The 16,039-nt window shown below is 74.0% G+C and carries 17 protein-coding genes; 12 read left to right on the forward strand and 5 right to left on the reverse strand.

Annotation, left to right across the window (positions count from 1 at the left end; all coding sequences use genetic code 11):
- Window positions 1–21 precede the first annotated feature (21 nt).
- Together SXIM_RS25555 and SXIM_RS25560 are read right to left on the reverse strand one after the other, a co-directional pair.
- On the reverse strand, window positions 22–975 hold the full coding sequence (locus SXIM_RS25555; RefSeq protein WP_030731882.1) for a M56 family metallopeptidase: 954 nt from the start codon (window positions 973–975) through the stop codon (window positions 22–24).
- A gap of 64 nt (window positions 976–1,039) precedes the next feature.
- Window positions 1,040–1,597: a DUF5134 domain-containing protein gene (locus SXIM_RS25560; RefSeq protein ID WP_030731885.1), complete on the reverse strand. Its 558-nt coding sequence runs from the start codon at window positions 1,595–1,597 to the stop codon at window positions 1,040–1,042.
- 122 nt (window positions 1,598–1,719) lie between these two features.
- Between SXIM_RS25560 and SXIM_RS25565 the strand changes: the two genes are divergently transcribed.
- Entirely contained in the window at window positions 1,720–2,295 is a 576-nt protein-coding gene (locus SXIM_RS25565) for a GNAT family N-acetyltransferase (RefSeq protein ID WP_046725215.1), read from the forward strand.
- On the opposite strand, the gene SXIM_RS25570 is transcribed toward SXIM_RS25565, so the two are convergent.
- Entirely contained in the window at window positions 2,276–2,962 is a 687-nt protein-coding gene (locus SXIM_RS25570; protein WP_046725216.1) for a glycerophosphodiester phosphodiesterase, read from the reverse strand. The genes SXIM_RS25565 and SXIM_RS25570 overlap by 20 nt on opposite strands.
- Before the next feature lie 190 nt (window positions 2,963–3,152).
- Here SXIM_RS25570 and SXIM_RS25575 point away from each other — a divergent pair, with 190 nt between their 5' ends.
- Genes SXIM_RS25575 through SXIM_RS25585 form a run of 3 tightly spaced genes read left to right on the forward strand, consistent with a single transcriptional unit; the run spans window position 3,153 to window position 6,434 of the window.
- The gene (locus SXIM_RS25575) at window positions 3,153–4,553 is read left to right on the forward strand and encodes a DUF6421 family protein (RefSeq protein ID WP_030731897.1); all 1,401 of its coding nucleotides are present in this window, start codon (window positions 3,153–3,155) and stop codon (window positions 4,551–4,553) included.
- Window positions 4,554–4,599: 46 nt separating this feature from the next.
- Window positions 4,600–5,373, forward strand: a complete 774-nt coding sequence (locus SXIM_RS25580; RefSeq protein ID WP_030731905.1) for an SDR family oxidoreductase — start codon at window positions 4,600–4,602, stop codon at window positions 5,371–5,373.
- Window positions 5,352–6,434 carry a threonine aldolase family protein gene (locus SXIM_RS25585; protein ID WP_046725217.1) on the forward strand — a complete coding sequence of 361 codons (1,083 nt, stop codon included), beginning with the start codon at window positions 5,352–5,354 and terminating at the stop codon, window positions 6,432–6,434. The genes SXIM_RS25580 and SXIM_RS25585 overlap by 22 nt, the downstream gene beginning before the upstream one ends.
- Before the next feature lie 62 nt (window positions 6,435–6,496).
- Here the strand turns inward: SXIM_RS25585 and SXIM_RS25590 are convergent, their stop codons facing one another.
- Window positions 6,497–7,207 (reverse strand): lysophospholipid acyltransferase family protein, encoded by a 711-nt coding sequence (locus SXIM_RS25590; protein WP_046725218.1) that lies wholly within the window; start codon window positions 7,205–7,207, stop codon window positions 6,497–6,499.
- Between the two features lie 138 nt (window positions 7,208–7,345).
- Between SXIM_RS25590 and SXIM_RS25595 the strand changes: the two genes are divergently transcribed.
- From SXIM_RS25595 to SXIM_RS25630, 8 genes are all read left to right on the forward strand, one after another.
- Window positions 7,346–7,711, forward strand: a complete 366-nt coding sequence (locus SXIM_RS25595) for a thioredoxin family protein (protein WP_030731914.1) — start codon at window positions 7,346–7,348, stop codon at window positions 7,709–7,711.
- An 85-nt stretch (window positions 7,712–7,796) separates the two neighbouring features.
- Window positions 7,797–8,594, forward strand: coding sequence for an electron transfer flavoprotein subunit beta/FixA family protein (locus SXIM_RS25600; RefSeq protein WP_046725219.1), 798 nt, complete (start codon window positions 7,797–7,799; stop codon window positions 8,592–8,594).
- Window positions 8,595–8,645: 51 nt separating this feature from the next.
- Window positions 8,646–9,608, forward strand: a complete 963-nt coding sequence (locus tag SXIM_RS25605) for an electron transfer flavoprotein subunit alpha/FixB family protein (protein WP_030731920.1) — start codon at window positions 8,646–8,648, stop codon at window positions 9,606–9,608.
- Between the two features lie 136 nt (window positions 9,609–9,744).
- The gene (locus SXIM_RS25610) at window positions 9,745–11,025 is read left to right on the forward strand and encodes a DUF6986 family protein (protein ID WP_046725220.1); all 1,281 of its coding nucleotides are present in this window, start codon (window positions 9,745–9,747) and stop codon (window positions 11,023–11,025) included.
- 43 nt (window positions 11,026–11,068) lie between these two features.
- Window positions 11,069–12,031, forward strand: coding sequence for an ROK family protein (locus tag SXIM_RS25615; protein WP_043177297.1), 963 nt, complete (start codon window positions 11,069–11,071; stop codon window positions 12,029–12,031).
- 27 nt (window positions 12,032–12,058) lie between these two features.
- The gene (locus SXIM_RS25620; RefSeq protein ID WP_030731934.1) at window positions 12,059–13,081 is read left to right on the forward strand and encodes an NUDIX hydrolase; all 1,023 of its coding nucleotides are present in this window, start codon (window positions 12,059–12,061) and stop codon (window positions 13,079–13,081) included.
- 119 nt (window positions 13,082–13,200) lie between these two features.
- Window positions 13,201–13,839: a class F sortase gene (locus tag SXIM_RS25625; protein ID WP_030731937.1), complete on the forward strand. Its 639-nt coding sequence runs from the start codon at window positions 13,201–13,203 to the stop codon at window positions 13,837–13,839.
- 152 nt (window positions 13,840–13,991) lie between these two features.
- The gene (locus SXIM_RS25630; RefSeq protein ID WP_046725221.1) at window positions 13,992–14,582 is read left to right on the forward strand and encodes a hypothetical protein; all 591 of its coding nucleotides are present in this window, start codon (window positions 13,992–13,994) and stop codon (window positions 14,580–14,582) included.
- A gap of 25 nt (window positions 14,583–14,607) precedes the next feature.
- Here SXIM_RS25630 and SXIM_RS25635 read toward each other — a convergent pair whose 3' ends face one another.
- Window positions 14,608–16,008: a dipeptidase gene (locus tag SXIM_RS25635; protein WP_046725222.1), complete on the reverse strand. Its 1,401-nt coding sequence runs from the start codon at window positions 16,006–16,008 to the stop codon at window positions 14,608–14,610.
- Window positions 16,009–16,039 lie beyond the last annotated feature (31 nt).

The following is a 16,039-nucleotide window of genomic DNA, read 5'->3' on the forward strand; positions in this document are numbered from 1 at the left end:
CGGTGTGTTCGGCCCCGGGGCTCAGCCGCCCAGCGCGCTCAGGCCGGGGGCGAAGGCCAGCAGCAGCGGCACGGCCGGAACCAGGGCGGCGATCGCCGTCAGCCGCAGGCGCCGGGCCGGAGTCAGCCGCCGGGACGGCGTCAGCAGGCGGTGGACGCGGTGCGGAAGCTGCGCGCGGTGGGCGGGGGAGGCGAAGACCCCGCGGTCCTCGTTCAGGCCGACCAGCGCCAGCGCGGTCGTCAGCCTCCCGAACCGCCGCGACGCGGCGTCGTCGGCCGCCAGCTCCACCAGCCGGTGCACCTGGTCCCGGAACCCCGCGAACACCGGCACCCGCGGAAAACCCTCGGCCAGCGCGTCCGCGCAGTGCACCAGCCAGTGATGGCGCGCCCGCGCGTGCCCGTCCTCGTGCGCCTGGACCGCGTCCAGCTGCCGCCCGGTCAGCCGCCGCAGCGCCGCCGTGGTGATCACCAGCCGCCGCTCCGCGCCGTCCGTCAGCAGCCAGGCGTCGGGCCGCTCGCTCTCCAGCACGATCAGCCGTTCCCCGGCATCGTTCCCCGTGCCGCTCTCACCCGGCAGCAGCGGCGCCCGCTCCCGCAGCCGCGCCCGTCGGGCCCGGCGCGCCGCGCGCGCCTGCCGTACCTGGAGGGTGAGCATCACCGCCGTCCAGATCCCGCCCGCCGCCAGCAGGACGGCCAGCACCGCCGCCCACAGCTGACCGTCCGGCTGCAGCGCGTACGCCTCGATCACCGGCGCCGGGGCCGGCGCGAAGACATGGCCGCGCACCCCGTGCCAGGCCGCCGCCCCGCTGAGAGCCATCGCCAGCACACAGCACAGCAGTACGGCCGCCACCACGCACTGCCACACCCACAGCGCGAGCACCGGTTCGCGGTCCGGCCAGGAAACCCTGGCCAGCACGCGCGGCGCCGTCGCCGCGGCGAGCCCACCCAGCACCAGCAACGCGAGCGCGATCACCATGCCCGTCAGCCTAGAGGCCGCCCCGCTCCCGCCCGGCGCCGGGGTGATCCGTCCCACACCGTCCTCACATGGACACCAGCATCACCAGCATCCCCAGCGACAACGCCAGCCGGCAGCCCGCCGCCACCTCCGGCGACCGTTCCGCCGGCTCCGCCCCGCCGCCGGCCACCGGTCCGGCGCCGGCAGCCACCGGCGCGGGCAGCACCGGCACCACCAGCGCACCCGTCCGCAGCGCGTACAGCGCGAAGTACGCCAGCAGCACCCCGGTGAGCACCGGCACGCCGCCCGCACCGTGTCCCGCCGGGCCGAGCATCGCCAGCCCCATGTACACCATGGCCAGCGCCTCCACGACGTGGTGGGCCCGGTGCGCGGGCCGCGCCCGCAGCAGGGCGGAGCAGCCCGCCAGCACGCCGAAGAACACCACGTACGCCTGCCCCGGCGCCGCCGCTCCGGCCCCCGGCACCGCCATGACCGCCATGCCGAGGCCCATGGCCCCCTCGACGCCCGCCGGCCGCCGCGCTCCCCGCCCAGGACCCGCCGCCGCCCGGTACAGGCAGTACAGTCCGGTGCTCCCGCACAGGGCCACCAACAGCCACCCCACCACCACCGGTCCCTCGTGCATCGCACCCCTCCCGATGTCCGCCCCCCGTTCCCTGCCCGCGCCGCCGCCGGGCTACGAGGGCGCACGGAAGCGCGGGGAGCGCGGGGGAGTGGGCGGTGGGCACGCGCGTACGATGGACCGCTGTGACAGCAGCAGCAGAACTGGTCTTCGCGACGGCGACCGAGGCCGATGTGCCCGCGCTCGTCGCCCTGGTGGAATCCGCCTACCGGGGCGAGTCCAGCCGCGCGGGCTGGACCACCGAGGCGGACCTGCTGGACGGACAGCGCACCGACCCCGAGGGCGTCCGGGACGCCATCGGCGACCCGGACGGCCTGGTGGTGACGGTCGCCCTGCCGAAGGACACCGGCGCCGCGCCCGCCCCGCTGCTGGCCTGCTGTCAGCTGCAGCACCGCCCGGACCCGCGGGGCCCGGGCGTCGCCTACTTCGGGATGTTCGCGGTCAGCCCCACGGCCCAGGGCGCCGGCATCGGCGCGGCCGTGCTGGCCCACGCCGAGCGGACGGCCCGTACCGTGTGGCAGGTGGAGCGGATGGAGATGCAGGTGATCACCGCCCGCACCGACCTCATCGCCTGGTACGAGCGCCGCGGCTACACCAGGACGGGGGAGCGCACCCCGTTCCCGTACGGTGACGAGCGCTTCGGCCTCCCGCGCCGCCCCGACCTCGAATTCGAACGGCTGGTCAAGCCGCTGGGCGGCTGAGTTCCGCCACGATCTCCGGCCGGTCGGTCACCACCCCGTCCAGGCCCAGTTCGCGCACCCGCGCCAGGTCATCGCCGGTGTTGACCGTCCAGCTGATCACCTCCAGGCCCAGCGCCCGGCACCGGTCCACCGCCTCCCGCGTCAGATGCGGCAGCTCCGCCGAGACCAGGTCCGCGCCCAGCTCCCGGGCCCGTTCCGCGGCGGTGTCCGTGGAGCGCCCGGTGACCAGGCCGATGGACTGCTCGGGCAGCAGGCCGCGGACGGTGCGCAGCGCCTCGTCGTGGAAGGAGATCACCCGCACCCGCCCGGCCAGCCCGCGGGCGGTGATGACGGCCGCCAGTGTCCTCGCCGCGGCCGGGTCCTTGATCTCGGCCTGCAGGGGCAGGGCGACCGCCTCGGTCACCTCCTCGAACAGGGGCACCCGCTCCCCGAGCCCGGCGTCCAGTTCGCGCAGCGCGTCGGCGGTGTGGTCGGCGACCGGCCCGGCGCCGTCGGTGGTGCGGTCCACGTCGGCGTCGTGCATCACCACCAGCGCGCCGTCCTTGCTCAGATGCAGATCCAGTTCGATGACGTCCACGCCCTCCCGCTCGGCACGGACGAAGGACCGCAGGGTGTTCTCCGGCTCCACGCCCATCAGCCCGCGGTGCCCGACGATCATGAGTGACATGGGGCCACCGTAGCGGCGCCCGGTGACGCCCCGCTGAACACCGCGCGTGGCTCCCGCAACACCCTCCAGGGCAGGAAAAGTTTCTGTCTAAACATGCTGCCACCGCATAATTTCCCGGATCTCGGCTTGATCGACAGACCTTCCCCGGATACCGTGCAAGTACGCGAGGATCTTTTGTGGAGGAGTGATCATGCCGGAAACCCTGGCCCCCACCACCGCCGAGGAGTATCCGCCGACCCCGGCGGCCCGCGTCGTGGACCACCCGGCCTGGCCCCGGCTCAAGCACGCCGTCGAAGCCGTACGCCCCGCCCAGTCGCCGGACGGCTCCATCGACTTCGACGCCGAGGGAGCCCCGCCCCGCGCCGCCGTCGAACGCGACATCGAGCGCGTCATCACCGAACTGCGGACTCTCTCACCCCTGTTGCCGCACGACGCCGCCTATCACCGGGCCCTGGAGAGCGACCTGCGCCGCTGGGCGGACGAGGGCTTCGGGGTCCCCGACTTCCTCGACTCGCTGCTCGCCTTCCGGCCCGCCGAGCACCGCGCCGACGGCCTCCAGCACCTCGTGCTGTTCCCCATGTACACCCAGAACGGCAACCCCGACCGCAACCTGGAAGCCGTCGTGGTGCGCGTCGTGTGGCCCGAGTGGCTCGCCGAACTGGAGCGCACCCGCTACGACAACCCGATGTTCCTCGGGATCACCTTCGAGGACTTCACCCCCGGCTACGACACCAACTCCGCCGTGCTGTTCCCGGAGACCATCGCGGTCCGCGAGGCCCCCGAGCGGTTCAGCTGGGGCGGCATCTTCTGCGACCGCGAGGCCGCCCGCTTCCGCAAGGTCGTCGCCGCCGCCGGCGAGGTCACCAGTCTCGCCCTCCCCGAGGACGCCCAGGGGCTGCTCACCGACCAGGAGCGCACCCAGCACACCTTCGTCCTGTGGGACATGATCCACGACCGCACCCACAGCCACGGCGACCTGCCGTTCGACCCCTTCATGATCAAACAGCGCCAGCCCTTCTGGATGTACGGCCTGGAGGAGCTGCGCTGCGACCTCACCGCCTTCCACGAGGCGGTCCGGCTGGAACGCGAGGGCCTGCCCCAGGCCCGCGACGTCCAGTACGCCATCCTGCTCGACCGGATCTTCCGCTTCCCCGTCACCGGCGCCCGCAACCGCAACTACGACGGCCTCGGCGGCCAGCTGCTGTTCGCCTACCTCCACCAGAACGGCGCGCTCCAGTGGACGGACAACCGGCTCAGCATCGACTGGGAGCACGCCCGCGCCCTGACCGTGCGGCTGCGCGAGGAGATCGAGACCCTGTACCGGCTGGGCATCGACCGCCCCAAGATCGTCCACTGGTTCAAGGCGTACGAGTTGGTCAGCGCCTACCTCTCCCCGCACCCCGGCTCGACCTGGGCCAAGGGTCCCGAGGCCCTGGACCTCAGCCAGCCCCCGCGCAAGCTCGTCGACGACGTCCTGCCGGACGAGTTCCCGCTCAGTCTGTTCTACGAGGCGCTGGCCAAGAAGCTCCGCAAGGTGATCGAATCCACCCGGGGCATCACGGCGGACACCACCGTCCGACAGGCGGCCTGACCGGGCGCCGGGCCATGATGGAAGAGCCCCGAGGAAGCGAGGGACGATGACCGACACCGACGCAGTGCCCACCACCGGCCCCCTGGACGGCGCGGTCGTCGCCGTCGCCGGGGCGGCGGGACCGGCCGGCGCCGCCACCCTGCTCAGCCTGGCCCGCGCCGGAGCCACCGTGGTGGCCGCCGACGCCGACCCCGAACGCCTGGCCGCCGCCGTGGACGCCGCCCGTTTCGCCCACGGCGGAGCCACCGTCACCGGTGACACCGTCGACCTCCTCCACCTGGACACCGCCCGCCAGTGGGCCGCCAGGACCGAGAAGGAGTACGGGCGGATCGACGGCCTCGTCCACCTCGTCGGCGGCTGGCGCGGCTCGGCCTCCTTCGCGGACACCGACCTCGCCGACTGGGACGTGCTGCACGACCTGCTGATCCGCACCGTGCAGCACACCTCCCTCGCCTTCGAGGGCCCCCTGGCCCGCAGCGGCAACGGCCGCTACGTCCTGGTCTCCGCCGCCGGCGCCACCCGCCCCACCGCGGGCAACGCCGCCTACGCCGCCGCCAAGGCCGCCGCGGAGGCATGGACCATGGCCCTGGCCGACAGCTTCCGCAAGGCGGGCACCGACGCCGGCGGCCCTCCGCCGTCCGCCGCCACCGTCCTGATCGTCAAGGCCCTGGTGCACGAGGCCCTGCGTGCCGAGCGCCCGGGAGCGAAATTCGCCGGCTTCACCGATGTCACCGACCTCGCCGAGGCCGTCACCGGTCTGTGGAGCAGGCCCACCGAGGAAGTGAACGGAACCCGCCAGTGGCTCACCCCCCAGCCGTGACCGACACCGACGCCCGCCGTCACCACGACCCAAGTGTGCGCGGCTTCGCCAGTGACAACTACGCCGGCACCCACCCCGAGATCCTCGCCGCCCTCGCGCTGGCCAACGGCGGGCACCAGGGCGCGTACGGCGACGACGACTACACCCGCCATCTCCAGGACGTGATGTGCCGCCACTTCGGCGCTCGTGCCGAGACCTTCCCGGTCTTCAACGGCACCGGCGCCAACGTCGTCGCGCTCCAGGCGCTCACGGACCGCTGGGGCGCCGTCATCAGCGCCGACACCGCGCACATCCACGTGGACGAGGGCGGCGCCCCCGAGCGGGTGGGCGGCATCAAGCTGCTCACCGTGCCCACCCCGGACGGCAAGCTCACCCCCGCCCTGATCGACCGCGAGGCGTACGGGTGGGACGACGAGCACCGGGCGATGCCCCAGGTCGTCTCGCTCGCCCAGAGCACCGAACTGGGCACCCTCTACACCCCCGACGAGCTGCGGGCCATCGCCGACCACGCGCACGAGCGCGGCATGACCGTCCACCTGGACGGGGCCCGGCTCGCCAACGCCGCAGCCGCCCTGGACCTGCCGCTGAGCGCCCTCACCACCGACGCCGGGATCGACGTCGTCTCCTTCGGCGGCACCAAGAACGGCCTGCTGTACGGGGAGGCCGTGGTCGTCCTCTCCCCGGGCTCGGTGCGCGCCATGCGGCACCTGCGCAAGCTGTCCCTCCAGCTCGCGTCCAAGATGCGGTTCGTGTCCGTCCAGTTCGAGGCGCTGCTGGCCGGTGACCTGTGGCTGCGCAGCGCCGGGCACGCCAACGCGATGGCCGCCCGGCTGGCGGCGGGGGTGGCGGACATCGAGGGTGTGGAGATCCTCCACCCGGTCCAGGCCAACGCAGTCTTCGCCCGGCTGCCCCGGGAGGCCGCCGAGCGGCTGCGCAAACGCCACCGGTTCTACTTCTGGGACGAGAACGCCGGCGATGTGCGCTGGATGTGCTCCTTCGACACCACGCGGGAGGACGTCGACGCCTTCCTGGCGGCCCTGCGCGAGGAAATGGCGCGCTGAGCGTCCGCGGCCCGCGCGTCACCGCCCGCCCGGACCGTGTGTCCGGGCGGGCGGACGCCGTGTCACGCCTGCCGCGGCTCCGGTGCCGTGCCGCCCAGGTGCGCCGGCAGCCACCAGGTGTCCTCAGGACCGCGCGGCCCCTCGGGGTACGCGGCCTGGGCCGCCTCCAGCAGCCCCTGCATCCGCTCGCGCAGCCGCTCGGTCAGCGCCACCGCCGACTCGGCCGGATCGGCGGTCATCGGCTCGCCGATCCGGATGGTGATCGGGTAGTGGCGGCGGCGCAGGTCCCGCTTGCGGCCCTTGGTCCACACCCGCTGGGTGCCCCACAGGGCGACCGGCAGCACCGGCACCTGGGCCTCCTGCGCCATCCGCACCGCGCCCGACTTGAACTTCTTCAGCGTGAACGAGGGCGAGATCGTCGCCTCGGGGAACACTCCGACGATCTCCCCGCCGCGCAGCGCCTCCAGCGCGTGCTGGAACGCGTGCTCGCCCTGCTTGCGGTCCACCGGTATGTGCTTCATGCCGCGCATCAGCGGTCCGGAGATCTTGTGCTTGAACACCGAGTCCTTCGCCATGAACCGCACCAGCCGCTTGGACGGCCTGGCCGCGAACCCGGCGAAGACGAAGTCCAGGTACCCGATGTGGTTACTGACCAGCACGGCACCACCGGACGTCGGCACATGCTCGCTGCCGGCGATGTCCAGACGCAGATCGAGCGCCTTGAACAGCGTCTTGGCGGCGGCGACGACCGGCGGATAGACAAGCTCTGCCATGCGGGACCCTTCATTCGTGCGGTCGTGGTGACCGCGCACAACCTACGCTGCCGTAACTTCCGGCATCCGCAGATAGTGCCCCGATTCCGGTGTGATTGGCTAGCCCGGGAAACCGACCGGGGCGGACGGAGAGTGACGATGACCGGGAGCGGGCGCCGTGAGCAGCCGCTGACCCCCGCCGTACTCGGCGTCGCGGGTCCGCTGGGGGAGCGGGCCACCCTGGTGCACTTCTCCAGCGCCTTCTGCCGGCCCTGCGCGGCCACCCGGCGCGTTCTCGCGCAGGTCGCCGCCATGGTCCCCGGTGTCCGGCACGTGGAGATCGACGCCGAGGCCCACCTGGAGACGGTGCGCGCCCTGCGGATCACCGCCACCCCCACCGTACTGGTCCTGGATGCAGCCGGGCGCACCGTGCGCCGCGCGGCCGGGATGCCCCGCAAGGCCGACGTCATCGCCGCGCTGGGCGAAGCGGTCCGCGACCCGGCCGACGCTCCCACCGACGCGTAGCGCAGGTCACATTGCGGCATGCTTGATGGCGGCATATAGGCTGGGTTTACTGACCAGTAACAACCGGGTGATCAGAGGAGCCGGCGTGAGCCTGAGGATCGTTGTCTGTGTGAAGTACGTGCCCGACGCCACCGGTGACCGGCACTTCGCCGAGGACTGGACACTGGACCGCGACGACGTCGACGGCCTGCTGTCCGAACTCGACGAGTACGCCGTCGAACAGGCCCTCCAGATCGCCGAGAGCGCCCGCGAGGCCGGCGAGGAGGCCGAGATCACCGTGCTCACGGTCGGCCCCGAGGACGCCGCCGACGCGCTGCGCAAGGCGCTGTCCATGGGCGCCGACAAGGCCGTCCACGTCGAGGACGACGACCTGCACGGCACCGACGCGCTGGGCACCTCCCTCGTCCTGGCCAAGGCCATCGAGCACATCGGCTACGACCTCGTCGTGTGCGGCATGGCCTCCACCGACGGCGCCATGGGTGTGCTGCCGGCCATGCTCGCCGAGCGGCTCTCCGTCCCCCAGGCGACGCTGCTGTCCGAGCTGACCGTCGCCGGCGGCACCGTCACCGGGCGCCGTGACGGCGACGCCGCCACCGAGCGGCTGAGCGCCCAGCTGCCCGCCGTCGTCTCCGTCACCGACCAGTCCGGCGAGGCCCGCTACCCCTCCTTCAAGGGCATCATGGCCGCCAAGAAGAAGCCGGTGGAAGCCCTGGACCTGGAGGACCTCGACCTGGACGCCGAGCGGGTGGGCCTGGCCGGATCCCGTACCGAGGTCATCTCCGCCACCGAGCGCCCGGCGCGCACCGCGGGCGAGATCGTCACCGACGAGGGCGAGGGCGCCGGGCAGCTGGCGGGCTTCCTCGCCGGCCAGAAGTTCATCTGACCGCCGTCCGCCCCTCGTCCGCCGCACGCACCTTCCGCAGGAGACATCACCATGGCTGAAGTCCTCGTCCATGTCGACCACCTCGACGGCGCCGTCCGCAAGCCCACCCTCGAACTGCTCACCCTCGCCCGCCGCCTCGGTGACCCGGTCGCCGTCTTCCTGGGCGCCGGGGCCGACGCCGCCGCGGGCGTCCTCGCCGAGCACGGCGCCGTCCGCATCCTGACCGCCGACGCCCCCGAGTTCGCCGACTACGCGATCGTGCCCAAGGTGGACGCCCTCCAGGCCGCCCACGACGCGGTGCGCCCGGCCGCCGTCCTGCTGCCCTCCTCCGCCGAGGGCAAGGAGATCGCCGCCCGGCTCGCGGTGCGGCTGGACTCCGGCATCATCACCGACGCCGTGGACCTGAGCACCGACGACCAGGGGCCGGTGGCCACCCAGTCGGTCTTCGCCGCCGCCTACACCACCACCTCCCGCGTCACCCAGGGCACGCCGATCATCACGGTCAAGCCCAACTCCGCCACGCCCGAGGCCGCCCCGGCCGCCGGCACCGCCGAGCCGCTCACCGTCACCTTCGGTGACGCCGCCACCGGCACCAAGGTCACCTCCCGCACCGCGCGCGAGTCCACCGGCCGGCCCGAGCTGACCGAGGCGGCCATCGTGGTCTCCGGCGGACGCGGCGTCGGCGGCGCCGAGAACTTCGCCGTCATCGAGGCCCTCGCCGACTCCCTCGGTGCCGCCGTCGGCGCCTCCCGCGCCGCCGTCGACGCCGGCTGGTACCCGCACTCGCACCAGGTCGGCCAGACCGGCAAGAGCGTGTCCCCGCAGCTGTACGTCGCGGCGGGCATCTCCGGGGCGATCCAGCACCGGGCCGGCATGCAGACCTCCAAGACGATCGTCGCCGTCAACAAGGACGCCGAGGCCCCGATCTTCGAGCTGGTCGACTACGGCGTGGTCGGCGACCTCTTCGAGGTCCTGCCCAAGCTGACCGAGGAGATCAAGGCCCGCAAGGGCTGACCCGGCCGCCCCCGGGGGCCACGCACCCGGTCCAGGACAACGGCGCCCGCCGTGCGGCGGGCGCCGTTGTCTTTCCCCCGCGCGCCGGTTAGCTTCGTTCAACGAACTGTTGAACGGACGGGCCGAGGAGCCGCCGGTGGATCAGCGACAGGCCCGTACCAGCATCCCCGACGCCACCCGCCGCGCCATCGACGTCTCCCTCGCCGGCGTCGACGCCCATCTGGCCCGCCACTACCCCGGCGAGGCCGCCACCCGGCAACCGGTGCACACCGTCTACGTACCCGCCGACCGCTTCGCGCCGGACACCGCCCGGGAATGGGGCATCGCCGCCCTCGCCCTGCTGGACACCCACGCCCCCGACCCCGCCGCCCTGGCCGCCGTCCTCGGCCTGCCCGAGGACCTCGCCGGCGAGATCCACCGCCGGGTCCGCGCCAAGCTCACCAGGGAGCCCGTCGAGGACCTCCGCATCGACTTCGAGGACGGCTACGGCCGCCGACCCGATGCCGAGGAGGACGCGGACGTCCTGCGTGCCGCCGCCCACATCGCCACCGCCCGTCGCCGGGGCCTCGCCCCACCTGGCATCGGCATCCGCTTCAAGAGCCTGGAAGCCCCCGTACGCGAGCGGGCGATCCGCACCTTCGACCTCTTCCTCAGCGCCCTGCTGGAGGACGGTCCGCTGCCCGGGGAACTGCGCCTGACCCTCCCCAAGGTCTCCCACCCCGACCAGATCACCGCCATGGCCCGGCTGTGCGAAGCCTTCGAGACCGCCACCGGACTGCCGGCGAACCGCCTCACCTTCGAGGTCCAGATCGAGACCACCCAGGCCATCCTCGGCGCCGACGGCCGCGCCACCGTCGCCCGGCTGATCGCCGCGGCCCCCACCCGGGTCGCGGCCCTGCACTACGGCACCTTCGACTACAGCGCCGCCTGCTCCGTCAGCGCCGCCCACCAGGCCCCGGACCACCCCGCCGCCGACCACGCCAAGGCCGTGATGCAGGCCGCCGCGGCCGGCACCGGCGTGCGCCTGTCCGACGGCTCCACCAATCTCCTGCCCACCGGGGACACCGCTCAGGTGCACCAGGCATGGCGCCACCACCACGCCCTCGTCCGGCGGTCCCTGGCCCGCGCCTACTACCAGGGCTGGGACATGCACCCCGGCCACCTGCCCACCCGCTACGCCGCCGTCTACACCTTCTACCGCCAGGGCCTGCCCGGCGCCGCCCGCCGGCTGGCCGCCTATCTCAGCGGCACGGGCAACGGCGAGCGCACCGTGCTCGACGAACCCGCCACCGCCCGCGCGCTGGCCGCTTTCCTGCTGCGCGGGCTGCACTGCGGGGCGCTGGACGGCGCCGAGGTCACCGCCGCCACCGGGGCCGGCCCCGACGCGCTGCGCACCCTGGCGGCCCCACCCGGCTGACCGCTCTGGACAACCCGCCCCGTTCCGGACAGGCTTCCCCCTCATGGACCTGGATCTTGTCGCAGCCGTGGACATCGGCGGCACCAAAGTCGCGGCCGCCCTCGTGGACGGCGACGGCACCCTGCTGGCCCGCGCCCAGCGGCCCACCCCCGCCCGGGAGGGCGCGGAGCGGGTGCTGGCCGCCGTCACCGGCACGCTCACCCCCCTGATGGCGGACGAGCGCTGGCGGCGGGTAGGTGCCATCGGCATCGGCAGCGCGGGCCCCGTGGACGCCCGTACCGGCACCGTCAGCCCCGTCAACATCCCCGCCTGGCGCGACTTCCCGCTGGTGGCCGGGGTCCGGGCGACCACCGGCGCCCTGCCGGTCACCCTGCTCGGCGACGGCAACGCCATCGCCGCCGGCGAGCACTGGCGCGGCGCCGCCCGCGATCACGACAACGCCCTGTGCATGGTGGTCTCCACCGGCGTGGGCGGCGGGCTGATCCTGGACGGCACCCTGCACCCCGGCCCCACCGGGAACGCGGGCCACATCGGGCACATCAGCGTCGACCTCGACGGTGATGCCTGCCCGTGCGGCGGCCGGGGCTGCGTGGAGCGCATCGCCAGCGGCACCAACATCGCCCGCTGGGCCACCGCGGCGGGCTGGCACCCGCCGGCCGGGGCCGAACCCACCGCCGCCGCCGTAGCCGCCGACGCCCGCACCGGGCACCCCGTGGCCCGGGCGGCCTTCGCCCGCTCGGCGCGGGCCCTGGCGGCCGGCATCGCCGCCACCGCGACCCTCGTCGAACTGGACGTGGTCGTCGTCGGCGGTGGCGTCAGCCAGGCCGGCGAGGTGCTGTTCACCCCGCTGCGCGAGGCGCTTCACACGTACGCCACCTTGCCGTACGTCCGGGGCATCGAGGTGCTCCCGGCCCAACTGGGCACCGACGCGGGCCTGGTGGGGGCCGCAGCCGTCTGCCGCCGCGGCGCGGACACGTTTTTGACACCGGGACAAGCGGGCAACTGACTCACGGGCGAAAAAGGAGGGGGATCCGTGATCATCTGGCTGAACGGCGCATTCGGTGCCGGCAAGACCACGGCCGCACGGGAGCTGATCGACCTGCTGCCGGGCAGCCGGCTCTACGAACCCGAACTGGTCGGCGCCAGCCTGCGCGCCACGCTCCCCAAGGAGCGCCTGGCCGAGGTGGACGACGTGAGTGAACTGCCGTCCTGGCGCAGACTGGTGGTGGACACCGCCGCCGCTCTGCTGTCCGAGATCCCCGGTCCGCTCATCGTCCCGATGACCCTGCTGCGGCAGGAGCACCGGGACGAGATCTTCGGTGGTCTGGCCACCCGGGGGATCGCGGTGCGGCACTTCCTGCTGCACCTTGAAGAAACGTTCCTGCGTGTGCGGATCGACGGTCGCGCCACCACCGACGACGACGCGGCCCGCCGGCACGGCCTCGCCCAACTGCCCCACTACAGCGCCGCACTGCCCTGGCTCACCCACGACGCGCACACCATCGACACCCACGGACACACCCCGCGCCGCACCGCCGAGGCCATCGCCGAGGCCATCAGCCTCGACCAGGGCGCCTGCCCCATCGTGCAGACCCCGCCGCCGCGCACCGAGACCCTCGCCGCCGGCATGCTCCTGTTCGACGACCACGACCGGGTGCTCCTGGTTGACCCCACCTACAAGCCCGGCTGGGAGTTCCCCGGCGGCATCGTCGAGGCGGGCGAGCCCCCCGCCCGGGCCGCCGTGCGCGAGGTCGCCGAAGAACTCGGCCTCAGCCTGCCCCCCCGGCCCGACCTCCTCATCGTCGACTGGGAGCCGCCGCGCCCCCCGCGCCCCGGCGGGCTGCGGCTGCTCTTCGACGGCCGCCGGCTGACCCCCGACCAGATCCGCGCCATCCGGCTGCCCGCCGACGAACTGCGCGCCTGGCGCTTCACCACCGAGGACGAGGCACAAACCCTGCTCTCCCCGAACCGCTTCGACCGGCTGCGCTGGGCCCTGCACGCCCGTACCCGGGGCCGCCCCCTCAACCTGGAGGCCGGCGTCCCCGTCGGCGGCTGACGCCCGCCGAATCGCGCACCCCCCAGCGTTCGGCCGGGAGGTGCCCCCAGGGTGATCGCGCCCTAACGTGTGACTGACGGCCCCATACCGGGGGAGACCCCCACCAACGGTGAACCGCCATGCACATATCGACCCACCGGCCCCCCGACCGCGACAGCTGGGGCACCCGCCTGGCCGCCGCCGGCCTCGGCTGCGCCCTGGTCCTCGGCCTCCAGCTGATGCACCAGGCCACCGGCGCCGGCGGCCCGCCCCAGCCCTCCGCCCCGGGCACGGCCGCCGGCGCGGGCACCGCCCACCCGCCCCAGCCCTCCGTCGCCCCCACCCGCGTCGGCATCCCCGCGATCGGCGTCGACGCCGCCCTGACCCCGGTCGGCCTGGACCCCGAGGGCTGGCTCCAGGCCCCGCCCTCCGACGCCGGGCACCTCGCCGGCTGGTTCACGGACGCGCCCGCCCCCGGCGCCCGGGGCACCGCCGTCCTCACCGGACACGTCGACACCGCCGAAGGGCCCGCCGTCTTCTACTCCCTGGGTGCCCTCGGCACCGGCGAGACCATCACCGTCACACGCGAGGACGGCAGCACCCTCGGCTTCACCGTGTACGACATCGCCGTGTACGACAAGGACCGGCTCCCCGAACGGGTCTACGCGGACACCGGGCAGCCCGAACTGCGGGTCCTCACCTGCGGCGGCAGCTACCACCCGGAGACCGGCTACACCGGCAACGTCGTCGTGTACGCCACCCTGACGGCCGTCCACTGACCCGGGTGGCCGCATCCGGTGACCCGTTCACCGCGTCCGCGTGGCCGGACACCACCCACCGCGCCTAACGTCACCCAGCACACGGAGCCGAACCGCCCCTCCCACCCCACCAGCAACACCCGCCACACCGTCATCCCGGACGAGGAGCCCTCATGACCGCCCTGACCACCCTCGCCGTCACCGCGCTCACCGGCATAGCCCTGACCGCCGCAGCCCCCGCCCAGGACAGCGACTCCTTCGCCTTCAACCTCTCCCCGCAGACCGTCCAGCCCGGCGGCACCGTCACCCTCACCGCCACCGGCTGCACCGGCGCCGAGGCGTTCGCCGAGTCCGGCGTCTTCGACCGGATCAGCCTCGGCACCCCGGGGCAGACCCAGAGCGCCCGCACCACCGTCAACCCGGCCGCCCGCCCCGGCAGCACCTTCGACGTCACCTTCACCTGCGGCACCCAGAGCGGCCGTACCACCCTCACCATCAACAGCACCGTCGCCGCCGCGGCCACGCCCACCCCCGCCGCGACTGCCGCCGCTGCCGCCGGCACGGCGACGGCGGCAGCGGGCAAGGAGGGCGCCGCCACCCCCACCGCCGACTCCACCACCCTGCCCACCCTGGGCTCCCAGGCCGGCACCGGCGGCTCCCAGCGGGACCTCACACCCGTCCTGCTCACCGGCGCCGGCCTCACCGCGGCCGCCCTCACCGGCGGCGTCCTCCTGTACCGCCGCCGGACCCAGCAGCAGCGCTGACCGGCCCGGCGACGGCGCGGAATCGTTACGCCCGCGGGGCCTCCGCCCGCTGGTCCGCGTACCCCAGGACGAACAGCGCCTCGGCCACCGCCATCCGCTCCAGCTCCCGCGGGTCCACGCTCTCGTCCACCGCGTGGATCCGCGCGGCCGCGTCGCTCAGCCCGATCAGCAGGATCTCCGCCTCCGGGTACAGCCCCGCCAGCGTGGCCGTCAGCGGGATCGAGCCGCCCTGCCCCACCACCGCCATCTCGGCGCCCTCGTACGCCGCCCGCATCGCGTCGGCCATGGCCGTGTACGCCGGGGAGGTGGTGTCCGCCAGGAACCCCTGGCCCTCACCCGCCGGGTCCACACTCACCCGCGCGCCCCACGGCGCGCGCGCCCGCAGATGGTCCGCCAGCAGCCGGGCCGCGTCACCCGCGTCCACCCCCGGCGGCACCCGCAGGCTCACCAGCGCCCCCGCGCTCGCCTGCACCGACGGCGTCGCGCCCACCACCGGCGGGCAGTCGATGCCCAGCACCGTCACCGCGGGCCGCGCCCACAGCCGGTCCGCCACCGTTCCGGAGCCGATCAGCTCCACGCCCTCCAGCACCGCGGCGTCCTCCCGGAAGGCCTCGTCCGCGTACGGCGTGCCCGGCCACACTCCCGAGGAGTCCAGGCCGTCCACCGAGGTCGAACCATCCGCGGTCCGCAGCGAGTCCAGTATCCGGATCAGCGCCGCCAGCGCGTCGGGCGCCGCCCCGCCGAACGCTCCCGAGTGCAGATTCCCCTCCAGGGTGTCCACCCGCACCCGCACCATCGCCATCCCGCGCAGCACCGCCGTCACCGTCGGCTGCCCCGCCCGTACGTTCCCGCTGTCCCCGATCACGATGGTGTCCGCCGTCAGCAACTCCGGGTGCTGCTCCGCGTATCGCTCAAGGCCCCCGGTGCCCTGCTCCTCGGAACCCTCCACGATCACCTTCACCGTCACCGGCACCCCACCGGCGGCCCGCAGTGCCCGCAGCGCCAGCAGGTGCATCAGCACCCCGCCCTTGCAGTCGGCAGCCCCCCGCCCGTACCAGCGCCCGGCGCGCTCCGTCAGCGTGAACGGCGGCGAGGTCCACGCGTCCTCGTCCAGCGGCGGCTGCACGTCGTAATGCGCGTAGAGCAACACGGTCGGCGCGCCCTGCGGACCGGGCAGCAGTCCGTACACGGACTGGGTGCCGTCCGGGGTGTCCAGCAGCCGCACATCGGTGAACCCCTCGCCGCGCAGCGCGTCCGCGACCCACCGCGCCGCCGCCTGGCACTCGCTCGGCGGGAACTGTTCCGGATCGGCGACCGACCGGAACGCCACCAGCCGCGCCAGTTCCTCGCGCGCCGCGGGCATCATCGCGGCCACCGACGCGGCGATCGCGGTGTGCGGACCGGAGTGCGGAGAAGAATGCTGCATGAAAGGCTCCTTGAGCTGCGTGCCGCCACCC

The sequence above is a fragment of the Streptomyces xiamenensis genome (genome assembly GCF_000993785.3).
GTDB lineage: Bacteria > Actinomycetota > Actinomycetes > Streptomycetales > Streptomycetaceae > Streptomyces > Streptomyces xiamenensis.

What these genes read in the sequence shown, in the direction of transcription:
- SXIM_RS25575 (WP_030731897.1), top strand. Translation starts at nt 3,153, where the DNA reads ATGCCGGAAACCCTGGCCCCCACCACCGCCGAGGAGTATCCGCCGACC.
- SXIM_RS25560 (WP_030731885.1), bottom strand. Translation starts at nt 1,597, where the DNA reads ATGCACGAGGGACCGGTGGTGGTGGGGTGGCTGTTGGTGGCCCTGTGC.
- SXIM_RS25635 (WP_046725222.1), bottom strand. Translation starts at nt 16,008, where the DNA reads ATGCAGCATTCTTCTCCGCACTCCGGTCCGCACACCGCGATCGCCGCG.
- SXIM_RS25605 (WP_030731920.1), top strand. Translation starts at nt 8,646, where the DNA reads ATGGCTGAAGTCCTCGTCCATGTCGACCACCTCGACGGCGCCGTCCGC.
- SXIM_RS25590 (WP_046725218.1), bottom strand. Translation starts at nt 7,207, where the DNA reads ATGGCAGAGCTTGTCTATCCGCCGGTCGTCGCCGCCGCCAAGACGCTG.
- SXIM_RS25615 (WP_043177297.1), top strand. Translation starts at nt 11,069, where the DNA reads ATGGACCTGGATCTTGTCGCAGCCGTGGACATCGGCGGCACCAAAGTC.
- SXIM_RS25595 (WP_030731914.1), top strand. Translation starts at nt 7,346, where the DNA reads ATGACCGGGAGCGGGCGCCGTGAGCAGCCGCTGACCCCCGCCGTACTC.
- SXIM_RS25625 (WP_030731937.1), top strand. Translation starts at nt 13,201, where the DNA reads ATGCACATATCGACCCACCGGCCCCCCGACCGCGACAGCTGGGGCACC.
- SXIM_RS25630 (WP_046725221.1), top strand. Translation starts at nt 13,992, where the DNA reads ATGACCGCCCTGACCACCCTCGCCGTCACCGCGCTCACCGGCATAGCC.
- SXIM_RS25580 (WP_030731905.1), top strand. Translation starts at nt 4,600, where the DNA reads ATGACCGACACCGACGCAGTGCCCACCACCGGCCCCCTGGACGGCGCG.
- SXIM_RS25570 (WP_046725216.1), bottom strand. Translation starts at nt 2,962, where the DNA reads ATGTCACTCATGATCGTCGGGCACCGCGGGCTGATGGGCGTGGAGCCG.
- SXIM_RS25555 (WP_030731882.1), bottom strand. Translation starts at nt 975, where the DNA reads ATGGTGATCGCGCTCGCGTTGCTGGTGCTGGGTGGGCTCGCCGCGGCG.